This window comes from Blastococcus sp. SYSU DS1021, assembly GCF_054050995.1.
This window is the reverse complement of sequence record NZ_JBJHAL010000010.1, coordinates 22,789-41,183: the sequence shown is the minus strand read 5'-3', so window position 1 is coordinate 41,183 and position 18,395 is coordinate 22,789. Positions and strand designations below refer to the sequence as shown.

The window sequence follows — 18,395 nt, the reverse complement described above, 5'->3', positions numbered from 1 at the left end:
ATGACCGGAGCCCGTGCTGCAGCCGACGGCACCCCCACCGAGGTCTGGCACCGGATCTCCACCCCGGCGTCGACCATCGGCCCCTGGCTCCCCGAGGGCGACCTCGGGGAGGCGCTGGCCGACGGGCTGGCCCGGGTGGAGGCCGAGCTGGCCGTCGCCGTGGGCAGCGAGCACCCGTTCGTGCGGGAGGCCGCCGGTCACCTCATGGCCGCCGGCGGCAAGCGGTTCCGGCCGATGCTGGCGCTCCTGGCCGCCCAGCTGGGCGATCCGTCCGCCGCGGAGGTCACGCAGGGCGCCGTGGTCTGCGAGCTCACCCACCTCGCCACGCTGTACCACGACGACGTCATGGACGAGGCCGCCGTGCGCCGGGGCGCCCCCAGCGCGAACAGCCGGTGGAGCAACAGCATCGCCATCCTGACCGGCGACCTGCTCTTCGCCCGGGCGTCGGACATCCTCGCCGACCTGGGTCCCGAGGCCGTGCGGGTCCAGGCGCGGACCTTCGAGCGCCTGGTCACCGGGCAGATCAAGGAGACCGTCGGCGCCCAGCCCGGCGACGACGCGATCGCCCACTACCTGCAGGTGCTCGCCGACAAGACCGGCTCGCTGGTGGCGACGTCGGCCCGTTTCGGGGCCTCCTTCTCCGGCGTGGACGACGACCTCGTGGCGGCGCTGACCGAGTTCGGCGAGGAGGTCGGCGTCGCCTTCCAGATCTCCGACGACCTGATCGACATCGTCAGCACCGACGACGTCTCCGGGAAGTCGCCGGGCACCGACCTCCGCGAGGGGATCGCCACCCTGCCGGTGCTGTTCGCGCTGGCCGGCGACGACCCCGCGGAGGCCCGGCTCCGCGAGCTGGTCGCCGGCCCGGTCACCGACGACGCCGAGCACGCCGAGGCGCTCGCGCTGCTCCGGTCCTCCCGGTCGCTGGCCCGCGCCACCGACGTGCTGCGGGAGTACGCCGATCGGGCGCGCGGCCGGCTGGACGACGTCCCGGCCGGTGAGGTGCGCGACGCGCTCTCGGCGCTGTGCGACTACGTGGTCACGCGCACCAGCTAGCGGAAGGACCCCCATGCCCTCCGAAGTCGGCGAGCGCGGGCTCGTCCGAAGGCTCGCCCGGAGCGTGCGAGGGGTGAGAGGGGCGAGGTCCTTCTGCTGCATCGGGGCCGCCCTCCTGCTTGCGGCGTGCTCGGGCGGGTCGGAGGAAGACGCCGGCTCGGTCTCGACGCCCCCGACCACCTCGGCTCCCACCGGTGCTCCGTCGCTGCGGGTCGAGGTGGTGGCCGACGGGCTCGACCACCCCTGGGACGTCGCCCAGAGCGAGGACGGCACCCTGCTGCTCGACGAACGCGCGGGCGGCTTCACGGCGGTGCTCCCGGACGGCACCGTGCGGGAGGTGCAGGCCGACCTCGGTGACCTGTTCGTGGCGGGAGAGACCGGCCTGATGGGCCTGGCGCTGGACCCGGCGTTCGCCGAGAACCGGCGGTTCTACACGTGCCAGGGGGATCGGGAGGGGTTCATCGGCGTCGTCGCCTGGACGGTGGCGGGCGACTGGTCGTCCGCCACCCGGGTCGACGACCCGCTGATCGGTGGCATCCCGCTCAACGAGCGCAGCGGCCGACACGGCGGCTGCCGGCTCGAGTTCGGGCCGGACGGCGCGCTGCTGGTCGGCACCGGGGACAACGCGGTCGGCACCCACCCCCAGGACCTCGGCTCGCTGGCCGGCAAGGTGCTCCGCGCCGACCCCGCCACCGGCCAGGCTCCGCCGGACAACCCCTTCGTCGCTCCGGACGACGGTGCGGCCGACCTGATCTGGACCTACGGGCACCGCAACGTCCAGGGCCTGGCCCGGCGGCCGGGCACGGATCAGGTCTACTCGGTCGAGCACGGGCCCGACCGGAACGACGAGGTCAACCTGCTGCGCCCCGGCGCCAACTACGGCTGGGACCCCGTGGGCGGCGGGGGCTACGACGAGAGCGTGCCGATGACCGACCCGGAGATCGAGGGGGCGGCCCCGGCGGTCTGGGACTCGGGCGCCCCGCCCATCGCCCCGAGCGACGGCACGTTCCTCGACGGGGACCAGTGGGGCGACTACGACGGGCTGCTCCTGCTCGGCGCGCTGCGCGGGCAGCACGTGCTGGCGCTGCGCCTGGACGAGGCCGGCGCCCTCGTCGAGCAGTTCCGGCTGCCCGAGCTGGACGGCACCTACGGGCGCATCCGCACCGTCGAGCAGGGCACCGACGGTGCGCTGTACGTGACGACCGACAACGGCGGCGGCCGGGACCAGTTGCTCCGCGTCACCCCGCAGGGCTGAGGACCCGGCCGGTCACCCGCAGGGGGACGGTGGTCCCGGCGGGCAGCAGGGGGCAGGGCTCCGGCTCGCCCAGCACCGTCCGGACGGGCAGGACGCCGGCCCACACCGGGTCCGGGGCCGCCGCGCCCTCGATGTCGCGCTCGTCGTCCCCCGGCGGGCCGGTGCGGATCTTCACGCTCGCCTCGGCGAGGTCGAGGGCCAGCACCGCGGTGGCGGCCAGCTCCCTGCGGTCGGGCCGGCGGGTCGCCGTCCAGGATCCGGGCGCCAGGTGCTCGGTGAGCACCTCCAGGCCGAGCAGCCGCTCGTCCGGGTCCTGCACCAGGCGGGCCCGTCCGTGCACGACCGCGCAGCGGTAGTTGACCGAGTGGTGGAAGGCCGAGCGCGCGTAGACGATCCCGTCCAGGTGGGTCACGGTGAAGCAGACCGGCGCGCCCGCGGCCGCGCCCCGCAGCGTCGCGGCCCCCGTCGAGCCGTGCAGGTAGAGGGTGTCCCCGCGCCGGCCGTAGCCCGTCGGCAGCACGACCGGGGCGTCGCCCAGCTGCACGCCGAGATGGCCGATCAGGCCGGCGTCGAGCACGGCGTAGAGGTCGGCCCGGTCGGTGCGGGCGCGCTTCGCGCCCCGGCGGACGGTGCTGCGGTCGGTGGGGGAGAGCGGCGGGGCGGTGTCCACGACGTCGATCCTGGACGGCGCAGGTGGTCCTCCGGAACGACCAATCCGCTAGATTCCCGGCAGTCCACTTCGTCGGCGGCAGGAGCACCGTGGTCGACCTCCCCCCGGTGCTGCTCGACCGCAGCTCGGGCACGCCGCTGTCGGTCCAGCTGGCCGAGGCGCTGCGCACCGCCGCCGCCGACGGGACGCTGCGCCCCGGGGACCGGCTGCCGTCGACGCGGGCGTTCGCCGCGGCGCTGCGGGTGAGCCGCACGGTGACCGTCGCCGCCTACGACCAGCTGCTGGCCGAGGGATGGCTCGGCGGACGCCGGGGCGCGGGCACGTACGTCCTCGGCGCGGTGACGGCGGCGCCCGCGGCGGCTCCCGCTCCGGCCGTCCGCTCGCCGGCCGCACCGGCGCTGGTCGACCTGCGGGCGGGGTCGCCGTGCCTGCAGGTCCTCGACCGGGCGGCTTGGCGGCGGGCCTGGCGGGCCGCGGGCGACGAGGCGCCCGACGCCCGCCCGGACGCCGCCGGTGACCCCGCGTTCCGATCGGCGGTGGGTGAGCACCTCCTGCGGCACCGGGGCCTGGCCGCCGGCCCGGAGGAGGTGCTGGCCACCGCCGGCACCTCGGCGGCGGTGGGGGAGGTGGCGCGCGCGCTGCCGCCGGGCAGCCGGGTGGCGGTCGAGGACCCTGGCTACCAGCGCGTCGTCGGTGCGCTGCGCGATGCCGGCGTCGAGGTCGTCCCGGCCGCGGTCGACGACGACGGCCTGATCGTCGACGCGCTCCCGTCCGGGGTGGCCGCCGTCTACTGCACGCCGGCCCACCAGTACCCGCTCGGCCGCCGGATGTCGGCCGCGCGCCGGCTCGCGCTGGTCGCCCGGGCCCGCGCCGAGGGGTGGTGGGTGCTGGAGGACGACTACGACGGGGAGCTGCGCTACGACGTCGCCCCGCTGCCGCTGCTGGGCGCGCTGGGGCCTGACGTCGTGGTGCACCTGGGCACGACGAGCAAGATCCTCAGCCCCACCCTCGGCGTCGGCTGGATGGTGGCGCCCGAACCGCTGCGGGCGGAACTGCTGCTCCGCCGCACCGCCACCGGCACCCGGCCCGCGCGCGCCGGTCAGCGGGTCTTCGCGGGGTTCACGGCCTCCGGGGACCTCGCCCGGCATCTGCGCCGCCTGCGCCGTGAACTGGTCGCGCGGGCGGGCGAGGTGCGGGCCGCGGTCGCGGCGGCCGGGTGCCGGGTGGAGGGGGACGCCGCCGGGGCGCACGTCCTCGTGCCGCTGCCCGGCACCGCCGCGGAGGAGGCGGTGCGCGCGGCGGCCGCGGCGCGGGGGATCGCCGTCGACGGGCTGGCCCGGCACGCGCTGGTGGACGATGGCCGGGCCGGGCTGGTGCTCGGCTTCGCCGCGCCGACGCGGGAGCAGCTCCACCGGGCCCTGCCGGTGCTCACCGACGTGCTGCGGGAGAACGGCCGGCGCTGATCCGCCCCGGACGCAGCACGGCCCGCCTCCCGGGCGGGAGGCGGGCCGTGCGCGCGGAACGGGGTCCTCCTAGGCCTTGACCTCCCAGGTGTCCCCACCGGCCAGCAGGGCGTCGAGGTCGCCGGGGCCCTGCAGCCGGGCCTCGTGCAGCTGCTCGGACATCATCGCCTCGTAGCTCGGCTTCGCCACCTTCCGGAACACGCCCATCGGGGTGTACCGGAGGTCCTGCGTGGACAGCCGGGACAGCGCGAACGCGTAGGACGGGTCCTCGCGGGTCGCGTCGTGCACCACGATCTCGCTCGCGTCGACCTGGTTGGTCTCGGCGATGCGCAGCCCCCCGAAGTCGTCGCGGACCACGCAGGAGGCGCCGTCCGGGCCGAACACCAGCGGCTCGCCGTGGACGAGCGGGATCGTCCACATCGGGCCCGTCGCCGGGTCCTTCAGCAGCTCGAACGCGCCGTCGTTGAAGATGTTGCAGTTCTGGTAGATCTCCACCAGCGAGGTGCCCTGGTGCTCCGCGGCCTGCCGCAGCACCTCGGTGAGGCCCTTGCGGTCGGAGTCCATCGCCCGGCCGACGAAGGTGGCGTCCGCGCCGATGGCGAGCGACACCGGGTTGAACGGGTGGTCCAGCGAGCCCATCGGCGTGGACTTGGTGACCTTCCCGACCTCGGAGGTGGGCGAGTACTGGCCCTTGGTGAGCCCGTAGATCCGGTTGTTGAACAGCAGGATCGTCATGTTGACGTTCCGCCGCAGCGCGTGGATCAGGTGGTTGCCGCCGATGGAGAGCGCGTCGCCGTCGCCGGTGACGACCCACACCGAGAGGTCGGGGCGTGAGGCGGCGAGGCCGGTCGCGATCGCCGGGGCGCGGCCGTGGATCGAGTGCATCCCGTAGGTGTTCATGTAGTACGGGAAGCGCGACGAGCAGCCGATGCCCGACACGATGACCATGTCCTCGCGGGCGATGCCCAGGCTCGGCAGGAAGCTCTGGACCGCGTTCAGGATGACGTAGTCACCGCAGCCGGGGCACCAGCGGACCTCCTGGTCGGTCTTGAAGTCCTTGCCCTTGAGCTCGGTCTGCTTGGGGCCGTGCTGCTCGAGCGAGCGGGCGATGGCGGCGTCGATGGGGGTCGGTGCGTCCGGCATGCCGAGTTCGACGGTGGTCACTGCGGTGCTCCGTTCAGGGGTGCGGTGGTGCTGTCGATGGCGTCCTGGATCACCGCGGCCAGCTCGGCCGCGCGGAAGGGCAGCCCGCGCACCTGGGTGTGGCTCTGCACGTCCACCAGGTACTTCGCGCGCAGCAGCAGGGCCAGCTGCCCGAGGTTCATCTCCGGGCAGATGACCCGGTCGTACCGGGCCAGCACCTCGCCGAGGTCGGCGGGGAACGGGTTGATGTGCCGCAGGTGGAGCTGGGCGACCTTCCGGCCGGAGCTCCGGATCCGCCGGCAGGCGGCGCCGATCGGGCCGTAGGTGGAGCCCCACCCGATGACGGCGACGCGCGCGTCGCCGTCGGGGTCGTCGACGTCGGTGGCCGGGATCGACGCGGCGATGCCGTCGATCTTCGCCTGCCGGGTGCGGGTCATGAAGTCGTGGTTGGCCGGGTCGTAGGAGATGTTGCCGGTCCTGTCGGCCTTCTCCAGCCCGCCGATCCGGTGCTGCATGCCCGCGGTGCCCGGGATCGCCCAGGCGCGCGCCAGGGTCTCGGGGTCGCGGAGGTAGGGGAGGAACTCGCCGTCCTCGCCGTTGGGCTCGGTGGCGAAGGCCACCGACCCGGTGAGGTCGGGCAGCGAGTCGGCGTCCGGGATCGCCCACGGCTCGGCGCCGTTGGCGAGGTAGCCGTCCGACAGCAGCATGACCGGCGTCCGGTAGGCGAGCGCGATCCGCGCGGCCTCCACGGCGGCGTCGAAGCAGTCACCGGGGGAGCGCGGGGCGATGACCGGGATCGGGGCCTCGCCGTTGCGGCCGAACATCGCCTGCAGCAGGTCCGACTGCTCGGTCTTCGTCGGCAGGCCGGTGGAGGGGCCACCGCGCTGGACGTCGACGATGACCAGCGGCAGCTCGGTCATGACCGCCAAACCGATGGTCTCGGCCTTGAGCGCCACACCGGGGCCCGACGTCGTCGTGATGCCCAGCGCGCCGCCGAAGGAGGCGCCGAGGGCCGCACCGATGCCGGCGATCTCGTCCTCGGCCTGGAAGGTGCGCACGCCGAAGGCCTTGTGCCGGGACAGCTCGTGGAGGATGTCCGACGCCGGGGTGATCGGGTACGCGCCGAGGAACACCGGGAGCCCCGAGCGCTGGCCGGCGGCGACGAGGCCGAGGGCGAGCGCCTGGTTGCCGGAGATGTTCCGGTAGCGGCCCGGCTTCATCGGGGCGGGCTTGATCTCGTAGGAGACGGCGAAGGCCTCGGTGGTGTCGCCGTAGTTGTAGCCGGCGCGGAACGCGGCGATGTTCGCCGCGGCGATCTCCGGCTTGCGGCGGAACTGGCGCTCGAGGAAGCGGACCGTGCCCTCGGTGGGCCGGTGGTACATCCAGCTCAGCAGGCCGAGGGTGAACATGTTCTTGCTGCGCTCGGCCTCCTTCTTGCCGAGGCCCGAGTCGGCGAGCGCGTCGAGGGTCATCGAGGTCAGCGGGACGCTGACGGTCTGCCACCCCTCGAGCGAGCCGTCCTCCAGCGGGTTGGTCGCGTAGCCGACCTTCGCCAGGTTGCGCGGGGTGAACTCGTCGGAGTCGACGATCAGCAGGCCGCCGCCGGGCAGTTCGCCGAGGTTGGCCTTGAGCGCAGCCGGGTTCATCGCCACGAGCACGTCCGGGGCGTCACCCGGCGTCATGACGTCGTGGTCGGCGAACTGCAGCTGGAAGGAGCTGACGCCCGGCAGGGTCCCCGTCGGCGCGCGGATCTCGGCGGGGAAGTTCGGCAGCGTCTTGAGGTCGTTGCCGAACGACGCCGTCTCGCTGGTGAACCGGTTGCCGGTCAGCTGCATGCCGTCGCCGGAGTCACCGGCCAGCCGGATGACGACGCGGTCGAGCTCCACGACGCTCTTGACGAGCCCACCGGGAGCGGAGCCGGACACCGGGGTGGCCGGGGCGCCGTTCGAGCTCGACGGCGCGACGGTCGGATTGGTGCCAGTCATCAGCGGTCTACCTCCACCGGGCGAGGTTACGTGCGCGTGTACACGGCCGGGATGTGCAACCGGACACGCCGCAGCGGCGAGATGTCACCGCGTCCGGAAGGAGGAACCGCTGCGGTGGCGCGGTCATTCCGCCGGGGGAGGGCGCGTCCGTCGTCCGGGAACGGGCGCTCCCGGGACGGCGTTGGACCGGACGTGCAGCGCTGGAACAACGGACTGAAGACCGCCGTCCTCCTGGGCGCCATGGGCGGGCTGATCCTCGTCGCCGGCTACGCGATCGGCGGCAACGGCGGGCTGTTCATCGCGCTGGTGGTCGCCCTCGGGGTGAACGGCTTCGCTTACTTCAACTCGGACAAGCTGGCACTGCGGGCGATGCGGGCCTTCCCGGTGACCGAGACGCAGGCGCCGCAGCTGTACGCGATCGTGCGCGAGCTCGCGACGGAGGCGCGGCAGCCCATGCCCCGTCTCTACGTGAGCCCGACGAACCAGCCCAACGCGTTCGCCACCGGCCGCAACCCGCGCCACGCGGCCGTCTGCGTCACCCAGGGCATCCTCGAGCTGCTCGACCGGCGCCAGCTGCGGGGGGTGCTCGCGCACGAGCTCTCGCACGTCTACAACCGCGACATCCTGATCAGCTCGGTGGCCGGCGCCATGGCCACGGTGATCACCTACCTGGCCCACATGGCGATGTTCGCCTCGTTGTTCGGCGGCCGGTCCGACGACCGCGGCGGCGGCAACGCCCTCGGCGGCCTGCTGCTGATGCTCCTCGGGCCGATCGCCGCCGGCGTGGTGCAGATGGCGATCAGCCGCAGCCGGGAGTACCAGGCCGACGCCTCGGGCGCCCAGCTGTCGCAGGATCCGCTCGCGTTGGCCGACGCGCTGCGGGTGATCGAGCGGGGGACGGCGGCCCGGCCGCTGCCGCAGGAGGACCGGCTGGTCACCCAGAGCCACCTGATGATCGCGAACCCGTTCCGCGGGGCGGGCATGGCGTCGCTGTTCGCCAGCCACCCGCCCATGCCGCAGCGGATCGCCCGGCTGGAGCAGATGGCCCGCGAGCTCGGCCGGTAGAAGGGCCCCCTCGCTCCCCACGCCACGCTCTGCGCGCCGCCGGTCCCTGCGAGGGGGCCGTTCCATCAGGTCACCGGTAGTTGTCGAACTGCAGGGCGACGTCGAGGTCGGCCCCGCGGAGGAGCTGCTGCACCGCCTGCAGGTCGTCGCGCTTCTTGCCGCTGACCCGCAGCTGGTCGCCCTGGATCTGCGCCTGCACGCCCTTGGGGCCCTCGTCGCGGATCAGCTTGGCGATCTTCTTCGCGACGTCGGACTCGATGCCCTGCTTGATCGTCGCACCGATCTTGTAGCTCTTCCCCGAGGACTGCGGCTCGCCGGCGTCCAGCACCTTGAGCGAGATGCCCCGCTTGACCAGCTTCTCCTTGAACACCTCGAGCGCGGCCGAGACCCGCTCCTCGGTGTCCGCCTGGAGGGTCACGCCTTCCTCCCCGGCCCACGCGATGGTGGCGTTGGTGCCGCGGAAGTCGAAGCGCTGCGAGAGCTCCTTGCCCGTCTGGTTGAGGGCGTTGTCGACCTCCTGCCGGTCGACCTTGCTCACGACGTCGAACGATGCGTCGGCCATGTCTCTCCTCTCATGCCGGACGGGCCCCGGCGCGCCGGGGACCCGTCACCCGTGGGTCCGTCCTCTTGTTACTCTCTCCCGGTACCAAACACGGCGGGTTGCCCGAGTGGCCAATGGGAGCGGACTGTAAATCCGTCGGCTTAGCCTTCGAAGGTTCGAATCCTTCACCCGCCACGCCCGGTACGACGGCCCCCGACCACCAGGTCGGGGGCCGTTCGCGTACCGGGGTCAGGGCGCCGTGGGAGCCCGGGCGCTGGAGACGGCGGTGCGCTCCAGCTGCTGACCACCCAGGAAGAGCCAGCCGAACGCGATGTCGACGTGGCGGGTGCACCGCACCGTCACCTCGGCCCCGTCGGTCTCGGCGGTCCAGCTGTCCAGTGCGAGCCCCCCGTCGGCGAGCTGGTCGGCGACCGCCGTCTGCGCGGCGGCGCGGCCGAGCGGGAGCTCGGTCCCCACCCCGTGCGCGTAGACCACCGCCTCGTCGGCCTGGTTGGCCGCGGCCAGGGCGGCGCCGTCGCAGACCGACTGCACGGACTGCTGTTCGAGGAAGGCATCGGAGGCGGCGATCGCCCCGAAGGCCATCAGCGCCGCGACGAGCCAGCACACCAGCACGAACGGCAGCGTCGAGCCGCGCTCGCGGTCGTCCGGGCCGGGGTGCACGCGCGGCAGCGTAAGCGCGTGCACCCCGGCGTCCGCGGGGCGTCGACACGATCTGTGGACCACCGCGGAGGACGGTTCACCCGTCCTCGTGCACGCCCGTGCGTCTGCGCGGGTGCGCAGTGTGCGCGGACCGGCAGGATCCGCGGCTGGAACTGCCGGTCCGCGCACGCGGTCGGCGGAGGAGGGGCCAGATCACGCGTCGTGTGATCAGCGTGGCGGCTGGTGACGACACGACGGGTCACGCGGCGTGTCGTGATCGAGATGCTTGTGGCGGCCGGTGACGGGAAGGAGTGTCACCCGCGCGGTCCGTATTCGACGACGCCCTGCCCCGCGCGCGGATGGCTGCCGCAACAGCCAACAGTCGTGCCACGAGGGAGGCGCCATGAACAGCAGCACGCAGCGTGAGATCGGTACCCGGGGTGTGAAGTGGGGCCGCGGTGTGAAGTGGGGCCGCGGTGTCAAGTGGGGCCGCAACGAGGCCTGAGCCTCCGCGGCGCCCGGTCGCCGGACTTCGTGCGGGGCAGTCGGTCCGATGGGCCGGCTGCCCCGCACTCATGTCCGGGGTGCCGCGTGCCGATGACCGTGGTGGACGGGTCGCTCTCCCGGGTGCGGGGAGGGTGGCGGTGATCGACACCGCTGCTAGCCTTCGCCCGCCCGACGACCCGGGGAGTGCCGTGCACGTGGCTGAGCAGGACGTTCGTGAGCGTACACGCCCGCGTACCGTCCGCAGTCCCTGGGCGGTCGCGACCCTCGCCCTGGTGGTCGCCGTCCCGGCGGGCGCCGCCGTGGTGGCGCGGGAACCGCTCGCGGTCGATGGTCGGGTCCTCGTCGCGGTCCTGCTGGCCGCGATGCTCGCCGAGTGGGTCAACGTCCACGTCGAGTTCCGGCGGCACAGCTTCGTCAACTCGGCGAGCGAGGTGGCCTTCGTCATCGCGCTCCTCGTGGTGGGCGGGGTCTGGACCGCCGTCACCCGCGCCCTGGCCGTCGGCACCGTCCTGGCGATCCAGCGCTATCCGCGGCCCAAGATCGTGTTCAACGTCGCCGTGGCGGTCATCGACAGCGCGGTCGCCATCGGGGTGCTGGAACTGCTCCCGGCGGGTGACATCAGGGATCCGCTGACGTGGGCGTCCTGCTTGCTGGCCGTCTTCGCGGCCAACGTCGTGGGGGCCGGCATGGTGGCCGGGGCCATCACCCTGACCCAGGGGTATCCCGGACGTTCGGTCTGGACGAGCCTCTTCGTGCCCGTCGTCGTCGTCCAGCCGCTGGCCGTCGTCATCGGCCTGGCCATCCTGCTGCTGCTGGACACCACCCTGTGGGCCGCGGTCATCCTCACCCCACTCGTGGTCGCGCTCGTGCTGCTCTACCGCCGGTTCGCCGAGGTCACCCGGGAGAGCCAGTCCCTGGAGCGGGTCTACGCCTTCGCCCGCCGGGTGGAGCAGGTGCAGCCCGACGAGTCGGGAACCCGGCGGATCGTGCAGGCGGTGCAGGAGCTCCTCAACGCCGAGCGGGTCGCCCTGTGGCTGCCGCCTTACCTCGACGAGGGGCCGCGGCTGGTCGTCGCCACCGAGGGCGGTGCCGACTGGTACGACGGGCCGGGCGACCCCGACGACGTGCTGCGCCGTCGCGCGGTCGCCTCGGCCGGGGCGATCCACGTCGCGGCCGGCCGCGCCGACGAGGTCGAGGCGGCGGCTCTCGCCCGGCGGGGGGTCGCCGAGCTGCTCGCGGCGCCGGTGACCACGGCCGCCGGCGAGCCGGGCTACCTGGAGGTGTGCGACCGGCGCAGCGACGCCGTCTCCTTCGGCAGCAGCGAGCGCGGCGCCCTGGAGTCGATGCTCACCCACATCAACGCCGCGATCCGGCAGCAGCAGCTGCTCACCCGCATCCGCTTCGACGCCGACCACGACCGGCTCACCGGCCTGCCGAACCGCCAGCGGCTCGCCGCGGAGATCGAGGCCCTGGTGGCCGAGGACCCCGAGGGCGGCCAAGCCGGCCTCATCCTCGCCTCGCTCGGCACCTACGCCGACGTCACCGACACCCTCGGGCACGCCGCCAGCGACGAGCTGCTGCTGGTCACCGCCGGGCTGCTCCGCGAGCACGCCCCGCCGCGCGCGCTCCTGGCCCGCATGGAGCGGGAGCAGTTCGCCGTCCTGCTGCCCGGTCTCTCCCTGGCCGCCACCGAGCAGGCGGCCCGGCGGCTGCGCGAGGCCGCGGCCACGCGGGTCCGGGTGGCCGGCCTCGACCTGGAGGTTTCGCTGACCATCGGCGTCGCCGCCGCACCGGTGCACGGCACCGACGCCGGCGCGCTCATGCAGCGCGCCGACGTCGCCCTGCTGGCGGCCGGGGAGGCCGGTGGCGTGGCCAGCTACCACCCGGTGCTGGACCAGCAGAGCCTGCGCCGCCTGCAGCTGGGCACCGAGCTCGAGCAGGCGATGGCCGACGGGCACATCGACGTCGTCTTCCAGCCGGTCATCGACGCGCAGACCTCCGACATCGTGTCGGTGGAGACGCTCGTGCGCTGGACCCACCCGCGCTACGGCAGCATCCCGCCCGAGGACGTGATCGGGCTGGCCGAGCAGATCGGCCGGATCGGGGCGGTCACCGACCACGTCCTGGAGCTCGCGCTCGCGCGGTGCCGGCGCTGGCTGGACCAGGGCATCTCGCTGTCGGTCGCGGTCAACGTCTCCGCGTGCTCGCTGAGCGAGCCCGACCTCGTCGAGCGGATCCGCGGTGCGCTGGAGCGGCACGACGTCCCCGGCGAGCTGCTGATCCTGGAACTGACCGAGAGCAGCGTCGTGAACGACTCGGTGCGGGAGAGCTCGGTCCTGGACAACCTGCACGACCTGGGGCTCCGGCTGTCCATGGACGACTTCGGCACCGGCTACTCGTCGCTCTCCCAGCTCCGGCAGCTGCCCATCGACGAGCTGAAGATCGACAAGTCCTTCGTGCTCACCATGGCCACCAGTCAGGGGGAGTCGTTCATCGCGCGCTCGATCATCGAGCTGGCCCACAACCTGGGGCTGTGCGTGGTGGCGGAAGGCGTCGAGGACGAGATGACGCGCAACCAGCTGATCGCCATGGGCTGCGACAAGCTGCAGGGCTTCCTGATCAGCCGGCCGCTGCCCGAGGACCGGCTGGAGAAGTGGTTGCTCGCCCGGACCGGCGTGCGCTCCGCCGCACCGGGGACCACCCACCGCCGCCTGTACGTCCGGACCTGACGAAGGACCCCGCGTCCCCCCACCGCTCGCGAGCTCGCGCCGGGCCCCTGGCGCGGGGCCGTTCCAGCACGTCCGGGTGCTCGCGGCAGGCCCCTGCAGGGGGGCCGGAGGCATCGGGTACAGTCTTCGATGGCTCCTCGGAGCACGCCCCTTTAGCTCAGTCGGCAGAGCGTCTCCATGGTAAGGAGAAGGTCTACGGTTCGATTCCGTAAAGGGGCTCTGGCAGTAACCTGACCTACCGGTCCTGTCGCGAGACCGGCCCGGGCGGTCACCCCGGCGGTGTAGCTCAGCCTGGTAGAGCAAGCGGCTCATAATCGCTGTGTCACCGGTTCAAGTCCGGTCACCGCTACTCCCGACGGACCCCGCACCCCGGGGTCCGTCGCCGTGTCGGCCACCTGGCCGGTGCGGCAGCAGGGCCCGGTCCCGGGTCCTGTCCCACAAGGCTAGGAGCGCTCCCGTGGCAGCCACCGACGTCCGTCCGAAGATCACCCTGGCCTGCCAGGAGTGCAAGAACCGCAACTACATCACGCGCAAGAACCGGCGGAACGACCCCGACCGGCTCGAGCTGATGAAGTACTGCCCGCGCGAGCGCAAGCACACGCTGCACCGCGAGACCCGCTGACGGTCCGCGGCAGCTGAGCGAGAGGGCGGGAGCATGGCGCTGGACCGGGAACTGGTCGGGCGCAGCTACCCGCCCTCTGCCGTCTACGAGGTCGGGCGGGCCAAGATCGCCGAGTTCGCCACCGCCGTCGGTGCCGAGGACGCGGTGCACCGCGACGTCGACGCGGCCCGGGCGGCCGGCCACCCCGACGTCATCGCGCCGCCCACCTTCGCCATCGTGGTGAGCCTGGAGGCGGCGTTCGTGGTGCTCGGCGACCCCGAGGTGGGGCTGGACTACAGCCGGGTCGTCCACGGCGAGCAGAAGTTCGTCCACCACCGCCCCATCCGGGCCGGCGACCGGCTGGTCGCGACCACCACCATCGACGCCGCCCGCACCGTCGCCGGCAACGACCTGCTGACGGCGAGGGTGGAGCTGGCCACGGAGGACGGCGAGGCGGTCTGCACGGCCACCTCGATGCTCGTCGCGCGAGGTGCGGCATGACCGTGGCGGTCGGGACCGAGCTCCCGGAGCTGGTCGTCCGGATCACCCGGGCGGACCTGGTCCGCTACGCCGGCGCCTCCGGCGACTTCAACCCCATCCACTGGAACGAGCGGGTGGCCCGCGAGGTCGGCCTGCCCGGCGTCATCGCCCACGGCATGTTCACCATGGCGCTCGCCGCGCGGGCGGTCACCGGCTGGACGGGGGACCCGGCGGCGCTCGTCGAGTACCAGGTCCGGTTCGGGCGGCCGGTGGTCGTCCCCGACGACGACGCCGGCGCGGAGCTGACCGTGCGGGGCACGGTCGCCGCCCTCCTGGACGACGGCCGGGCGCGGGTCGACCTGGCGGTCACCAGCGACGGCGAGAAGGTGCTGTCCCTGGCCCGCGCGGTCGTCCGGCTCCCCTGACACCGGCGCCGGCCCTCCCCGCCCGGGCCGCGGCCCTGGACGAGGCGGACCCGCCCCGCTGACGGCGCCGGTCCGGGCCCCTCCTCAGTCCGCCTGACCGAGCAGCCGCTGCATGCGGCTGACGCCCTCGACCAGGTCGTCGTCACCCAGGGCGTAGGACATCCGGACGTAGCCGGGCGTCCCGAACGCCTCTCCGGGCACGACCGCCACCTCGGCCTGCTCCAGGATCAGCTCGGCCAGTTCCGCACTGGTGCCGGCGGTGCGGCCACCGATCGGACGGCCGAGCAGCCCCTTCACGGACGGGTAGACGTAGAAGGCGCCCTGCGGCTCGGGGCAGGCGACGCCGGGGATCTCGCGCAGCATCGAGACGATGGTCTGCCGGCGGCGGTCGAACGCCTCCCGCATGGTGGCCACCGCGGAGAGGTCCCCGTTCAGGGCTGCGACGGCCGCGGCCTGGGAGACGTTGGCGACGTTGGAGGTCGCGTGGGACTGGAGGTTGGTCGCGGCCTTGACCACGTCGGCCGGGCCGACGATCCAGCCCACCCGCCAGCCGGTCATCGCGTACGTCTTGGCGACCCCGTTCACCACGACGCACCGGTCGGCGAGCTCGGGGACCAGGACCGGCATCGAGGGTGCCGTCGCCCCGGCGTAGGTGAGGTGCTCGTAGATCTCGTCGGTGAGCACCCACAGGCCGGCCTCGAGCGCCCAGCGGCCGATCTCCTCCACCTGCTCCGCCGGGTACACCGCGCCGGTGGGGTTGGAGGGCGAGCAGAAGAGCAGGGCCTTCGTGCGCGGGGTGCGGACGGCCTCGAGCTGGGCGGCCGACACCAGGTAGCCGCTCTGCTCGTCGGCCACGACCGGCACCGGGACGCCGCCGGCCAGGCGGATGGCCTCGGGATAGGTGGTCCAGTAGGGCGCGGGCACGATGACCTCGTCGCCGGGGTCGAGCATCGTCGCGAACGCCTCGTAGACCGCCTGCTTGCCGCCGTTGGTGACCAGCACCTGGGCGGGGGTGATCCGCAGCCCGGAGTCGCGCGCGGTCTTGGCGACGATCGCCTCCTTGAGGGCCGGCAGCCCGCCGGCGGGGGTGTACCGGTGCATCGCCGGCGTCCGTGCGGCGGTGATGGCGGCCTCGACGACGTAGTCCGGCGTCGGGAAGTCCGGCTCACCGGCGCCGAACCCGATCACCGGCTTCCCGGCGGCCTTGAGGGCCTTGGCCTTCGCGTCCACGGCGAGCGTCGCGGACTCGGCGATGGCGCCGATGCGGCGGGAGATGCGGCGCGCGGCGGGCGGCAGCTCGGTCGAGCGGGCGGCGGGCTCCGTGGCGGAGGCGTCGGTCATGGGGTCATGGTGTCAAAGACCACGGCCCCCGGGCCGCCCGCCCGGTCCCGAACGGGCGGGGGGCCCGGCGGCGGGGCCCCGCGAGGGGTGGGGCCGGTGGGACGTTCGCTCCTCCCCGGTCCGGTCCCGTACACTGGCTTCACCGGGGCCTGTTGACCCCGCCACCGGCGTGCCCCGGATCCCCGTCCGGGGGTCGAGGTCGCCGTGGCGGCGAGACGCTCCGGGGCCCGGCAGGGCATAGGGGTGTAGCTCAATTGGCAGAGCAGCGGTCTCCAAAACCGCAGGCTGCAGGTTCAAGTCCTGTCACCCCTGCCAGCAGGACACGGCACCACCGACCGACGGCCCTCGCGGGAGAGGCCACCACGACGAGGCGAGCGAGGCGCAGTGAGCGACGAGAAGCCGGGCCGCGAGGACGACGCGCGCGCCGCCTCCGACGCCGAGCTCACCGACGAGCAGCTCGACCAGGAGGCCCCCGGCGTCGATGACGCAGGGGCGCTGGAGGCCGCCGAGGATCAGGTGGCCGGCGAGGCCGAGGCCGACGAGGACAAGGTCGTCGCGGCCCGCCCGGGTGACCGGGGCGCCCGCCGACGGGGCCGGATCACCGCCGACGGCGACGAGGACGACGAGCCGGCGGCGCCGTCGCGCCGCGCCGCGCGGTCGGCCACCGAGCCCGCCCGCGAGGGCGCTCCGACCCGGTCGCGGGCCGCGGCGGAGCGGGCTCGCTCCGACGAGATGCAGCCCCGCCGTTCGCTCGCGCGCTTCCTGCGCGAAGTCGTCGCCGAGCTGCGCAAGGTCATCTGGCCGGGTCGGCGGGAGCTGATCACCTACACGACCGTGGTGATCGTGTTCGTCGCGTTCATCGTCGCGCTGGTGGCCGGCCTCGACCTGCTCTTCGCCCAGGGCGTGCTCGCCGTCTTCGGTTGATCCGCCCCGCGCCCGAACGCCCCTGACATGGAAGAGACCCTGTGATCGAGCTTGCGAGATCACCAATGAGCGCAGCACCGTCGGTCACGACGCCGGCGAGCGCCACCGAGGAGAAGCAGTGACCGACCCCCGCGAGCCCTTCGAGACCGACAACGCGGTCGAGGGCACCGACCTGGACGACGCCCGCTTCGACGAGCGCGGCACCGCCGACGTCGAGACCGGCGCCGACGAGGCCGGTGCCGCCGAGGGCTCCAGCGACACCGCCGCCCTCGCTGCGGGTGCCGCCATCTCCGACGGCGAGGTCGCCGACGCGACGCCGGAGATCGAGAGCGGTGACCCCGACACCCTCGCGACCGACCCGCAGGCCGCGCCCGCCCCGGACTCCGACGTCGCGGCGGAGGAGGACGAGGACCCGGTCGAGGCGCTCCGCAAGGCGCTGCGCATCGCCCCGGGCGACTGGTACGTCGTCCACTCCTACGCGGGCTACGAGAACAAGGTGAAGACCAACCTCGAGGCGCGCATCCAGTCCCTGGACGTGGAGGACTACATCTACCAGATCGAGGTGCCCACCGAGGAGGTCACCGAGATCAAGAACGGCAAGCGCTCGCAGGTCAACCGCAAGGTCCTGCCGGGCTACCTGCTGGTCCGCATGGAGCTCAACGACGAGTCGTGGGGGGCGGTCCGCAACACCCCCGGGGTCACCGGCTTCGTCGGTGCGACCTCCAAGCCCTCGCCGCTGACCATCGACGAGGTCGTGAAGATCCTCGCCCCGGCCGTTACGCCGCAGGCGCCGCGCGTCACCGAGGCCGCCGCCGCGAGCCCGGGCGGCGCCGCCGCCCCGACCGCCGTCGTCGACTTCGAGGTCGGCGAGTCGGTCACGGTCATGGACGGTCCGTTCGCCACGCTGCCCGCCACCATCAACGAGATCAACGCCGAACAGCAGAAGCTGCAGGTGCTGGTCTCCATCTTCGGCCGCGAGACGCCCGTCGAGCTCTCGTTCAGTCAGGTCCAAAAGATCTGACGGACGTGCCCCGAAGACTTCACCACCCAACCTGAACCGGAGAACAGAGCATGCCCCCCAGGAAGCGGTTGACCGCGGTCATCAAGCTCCAGATCAACGCCGGTGCGGCCACCCCCGCGCCGCCCGTCGGTCCGGCGCTGGGTCAGCACGGCGTCAACATCATGGAGTTCTGCAAGGCGTACAACGCCGCGACCGAGTCGCAGCGTGGGAACGTCGTCCCCGTGGAGATCTCGGTCTTCGAGGACCGGTCCTTCACCTTCGTCACCAAGACCCCGCCGGCCGCGCGCATGCTGCTCAAGGCCGCCGGTGTCGAGAAGGGCTCGGGGGAGCCGCACAAGACCAAGGTCGCCACGGTCACCCGTGACCAGGTCCGCGAGATCGCCCAGACCAAGATGGCCGACCTCAACGCCAACGACCTCGACCAGGCCGAGAAGATCATCGCCGGCACCGCCCGGTCGATGGGCATCACCGTCACCAACTGACCAGCAACGGCCTCGTTCCGAGGCTCGCCCCGAGCGTGCGAGGGGTG

17 protein-coding genes and 4 tRNA genes are annotated in these 18,395 nt (G+C 73.4%); 15 read left to right on the top strand and 6 right to left on the bottom strand.

The annotated features are described in order from the left end of the window. Both ACI8AP_RS09520 and ACI8AP_RS09515 read left to right on the top strand, forming a co-directional pair. Complete coding sequence (locus ACI8AP_RS09520; protein WP_456589096.1) at nucleotides 1–1,056, top strand: polyprenyl synthetase family protein; 1,056 nt, start codon at nucleotides 1–3, stop codon at nucleotides 1,054–1,056. Between the two features lie 73 nt (nucleotides 1,057–1,129). Continuing rightward, the gene (locus ACI8AP_RS09515) at nucleotides 1,130–2,311 is read left to right on the top strand and encodes a PQQ-dependent sugar dehydrogenase (RefSeq protein WP_456589095.1); all 1,182 of its coding nucleotides are present in this window, start codon (nucleotides 1,130–1,132) and stop codon (nucleotides 2,309–2,311) included. On the opposite strand, the gene ACI8AP_RS09510 is transcribed toward ACI8AP_RS09515, so the two are convergent. Next, entirely contained in the window at nucleotides 2,295–2,981 is a 687-nt protein-coding gene (locus ACI8AP_RS09510; protein WP_456589094.1) for a pyridoxamine 5'-phosphate oxidase family protein, read from the bottom strand. The two genes, ACI8AP_RS09515 and ACI8AP_RS09510, sit on opposite strands and share 17 nt — an antisense overlap. A gap of 89 nt (nucleotides 2,982–3,070) precedes the next feature. Here ACI8AP_RS09510 and pdxR point away from each other — a divergent pair, with 89 nt between their 5' ends. Next, nucleotides 3,071–4,444 carry a MocR-like pyridoxine biosynthesis transcription factor PdxR gene (gene pdxR, locus ACI8AP_RS09505; protein WP_456589093.1) on the top strand — a complete coding sequence of 458 codons (1,374 nt, stop codon included), beginning with the start codon at nucleotides 3,071–3,073 and terminating at the stop codon, nucleotides 4,442–4,444. Nucleotides 4,445–4,513: 69 nt separating this feature from the next. Here the strand turns inward: pdxR and ACI8AP_RS09500 are convergent, their stop codons facing one another. Continuing rightward, complete coding sequence (locus tag ACI8AP_RS09500) at nucleotides 4,514–5,608, bottom strand: 2-oxoacid:ferredoxin oxidoreductase subunit beta (protein WP_456589092.1); 1,095 nt, start codon at nucleotides 5,606–5,608, stop codon at nucleotides 4,514–4,516. Further along, the gene (locus ACI8AP_RS09495) at nucleotides 5,605–7,572 is read right to left on the bottom strand and encodes a 2-oxoacid:acceptor oxidoreductase subunit alpha (RefSeq protein ID WP_456589091.1); all 1,968 of its coding nucleotides are present in this window, start codon (nucleotides 7,570–7,572) and stop codon (nucleotides 5,605–5,607) included. Before ACI8AP_RS09495 ends, ACI8AP_RS09500 begins: the two co-directional genes overlap by 4 nt. Before the next feature lie 192 nt (nucleotides 7,573–7,764). Here ACI8AP_RS09495 and htpX point away from each other — a divergent pair, with 192 nt between their 5' ends. Continuing rightward, the gene (gene htpX, locus ACI8AP_RS09490; protein WP_456589090.1) at nucleotides 7,765–8,637 is read left to right on the top strand and encodes a zinc metalloprotease HtpX; all 873 of its coding nucleotides are present in this window, start codon (nucleotides 7,765–7,767) and stop codon (nucleotides 8,635–8,637) included. 70 nt (nucleotides 8,638–8,707) lie between these two features. Here htpX and ACI8AP_RS09485 read toward each other — a convergent pair whose 3' ends face one another. Continuing rightward, nucleotides 8,708–9,199 carry a YajQ family cyclic di-GMP-binding protein gene (locus tag ACI8AP_RS09485; protein ID WP_456589089.1) on the bottom strand — a complete coding sequence of 164 codons (492 nt, stop codon included), beginning with the start codon at nucleotides 9,197–9,199 and terminating at the stop codon, nucleotides 8,708–8,710. Between the two features lie 92 nt (nucleotides 9,200–9,291). Here ACI8AP_RS09485 and ACI8AP_RS09480 point away from each other — a divergent pair. Further along, nucleotides 9,292–9,373, top strand: a tRNA-Tyr gene (locus ACI8AP_RS09480). 54 nt (nucleotides 9,374–9,427) lie between these two features. On the opposite strand, the gene ACI8AP_RS09475 is transcribed toward ACI8AP_RS09480, so the two are convergent. After that, complete coding sequence (locus ACI8AP_RS09475; protein WP_456589088.1) at nucleotides 9,428–9,859, bottom strand: pilus assembly protein TadG-related protein; 432 nt, start codon at nucleotides 9,857–9,859, stop codon at nucleotides 9,428–9,430. 758 nt (nucleotides 9,860–10,617) lie between these two features. Here ACI8AP_RS09475 and ACI8AP_RS09470 point away from each other — a divergent pair. From ACI8AP_RS09470 to ACI8AP_RS09445, 6 genes are all read left to right on the top strand, one after another. Beyond that, nucleotides 10,618–13,074 (top strand): putative bifunctional diguanylate cyclase/phosphodiesterase, encoded by a 2,457-nt coding sequence (locus ACI8AP_RS09470; RefSeq protein ID WP_456589087.1) that lies wholly within the window; start codon nucleotides 10,618–10,620, stop codon nucleotides 13,072–13,074. Nucleotides 13,075–13,220: 146 nt separating this feature from the next. Next, a tRNA-Thr gene (locus ACI8AP_RS09465) sits at nucleotides 13,221–13,293 on the top strand. 56 nt (nucleotides 13,294–13,349) lie between these two features. Beyond that, nucleotides 13,350–13,423, top strand: a tRNA-Met gene (locus ACI8AP_RS09460). Nucleotides 13,424–13,531: 108 nt separating this feature from the next. Then, nucleotides 13,532–13,696 carry a 50S ribosomal protein L33 gene (rpmG, locus tag ACI8AP_RS09455; RefSeq protein ID WP_091770212.1) on the top strand — a complete coding sequence of 55 codons (165 nt, stop codon included), beginning with the start codon at nucleotides 13,532–13,534 and terminating at the stop codon, nucleotides 13,694–13,696. A gap of 33 nt (nucleotides 13,697–13,729) precedes the next feature. Next, nucleotides 13,730–14,176, top strand: a complete 447-nt coding sequence (locus tag ACI8AP_RS09450; RefSeq protein WP_456589086.1) for an FAS1-like dehydratase domain-containing protein — start codon at nucleotides 13,730–13,732, stop codon at nucleotides 14,174–14,176. After that, entirely contained in the window at nucleotides 14,173–14,580 is a 408-nt protein-coding gene (locus tag ACI8AP_RS09445) for a MaoC family dehydratase (protein WP_456589085.1), read from the top strand. Before ACI8AP_RS09450 ends, ACI8AP_RS09445 begins: the two co-directional genes overlap by 4 nt. An 84-nt stretch (nucleotides 14,581–14,664) precedes the next feature. Here the strand turns inward: ACI8AP_RS09445 and ACI8AP_RS09440 are convergent, their stop codons facing one another. Then, nucleotides 14,665–15,921 (bottom strand): pyridoxal phosphate-dependent aminotransferase, encoded by a 1,257-nt coding sequence (locus tag ACI8AP_RS09440; protein WP_456589084.1) that lies wholly within the window; start codon nucleotides 15,919–15,921, stop codon nucleotides 14,665–14,667. A gap of 239 nt (nucleotides 15,922–16,160) precedes the next feature. Between ACI8AP_RS09440 and ACI8AP_RS09435 the strand changes: the two genes are divergently transcribed. The 4 genes from ACI8AP_RS09435 to rplK all read left to right on the top strand — a co-directional run bounded on the left by ACI8AP_RS09435 (nucleotide 16,161) and on the right by rplK (nucleotide 18,348). Then, nucleotides 16,161–16,236 (top strand) — tRNA-Trp (locus ACI8AP_RS09435). 69 nt (nucleotides 16,237–16,305) lie between these two features. Continuing rightward, nucleotides 16,306–16,845 carry a preprotein translocase subunit SecE gene (gene secE / locus ACI8AP_RS09430; protein WP_456589083.1) on the top strand — a complete coding sequence of 180 codons (540 nt, stop codon included), beginning with the start codon at nucleotides 16,306–16,308 and terminating at the stop codon, nucleotides 16,843–16,845. 118 nt (nucleotides 16,846–16,963) lie between these two features. Further along, nucleotides 16,964–17,866: a transcription termination/antitermination protein NusG gene (nusG, locus tag ACI8AP_RS09425; RefSeq protein WP_456589082.1), complete on the top strand. Its 903-nt coding sequence runs from the start codon at nucleotides 16,964–16,966 to the stop codon at nucleotides 17,864–17,866. 50 nt (nucleotides 17,867–17,916) lie between these two features. After that, the gene (gene rplK, locus ACI8AP_RS09420; protein ID WP_456589081.1) at nucleotides 17,917–18,348 is read left to right on the top strand and encodes a 50S ribosomal protein L11; all 432 of its coding nucleotides are present in this window, start codon (nucleotides 17,917–17,919) and stop codon (nucleotides 18,346–18,348) included. The last annotated feature ends 47 nt before the right edge of the window (nucleotides 18,349–18,395 follow it).

Coding starts and splice junctions, on each gene's coding strand:
- rplK (WP_456589081.1), top strand. CDS start 17,917: ATGCCCCCCAGGAAGCGGTTGACCGCGGTCATCAAGCTCCAGATCAAC.
- ACI8AP_RS09450 (WP_456589086.1), top strand. CDS start 13,730: ATGGCGCTGGACCGGGAACTGGTCGGGCGCAGCTACCCGCCCTCTGCC.
- ACI8AP_RS09440 (WP_456589084.1), bottom strand. CDS start 15,921: ATGACCGACGCCTCCGCCACGGAGCCCGCCGCCCGCTCGACCGAGCTG.
- ACI8AP_RS09445 (WP_456589085.1), top strand. CDS start 14,173: ATGACCGTGGCGGTCGGGACCGAGCTCCCGGAGCTGGTCGTCCGGATC.
- ACI8AP_RS09485 (WP_456589089.1), bottom strand. CDS start 9,199: ATGGCCGACGCATCGTTCGACGTCGTGAGCAAGGTCGACCGGCAGGAG.
- ACI8AP_RS09520 (WP_456589096.1), top strand. CDS start 1: ATGACCGGAGCCCGTGCTGCAGCCGACGGCACCCCCACCGAGGTCTGG.
- ACI8AP_RS09495 (WP_456589091.1), bottom strand. CDS start 7,572: ATGACTGGCACCAATCCGACCGTCGCGCCGTCGAGCTCGAACGGCGCC.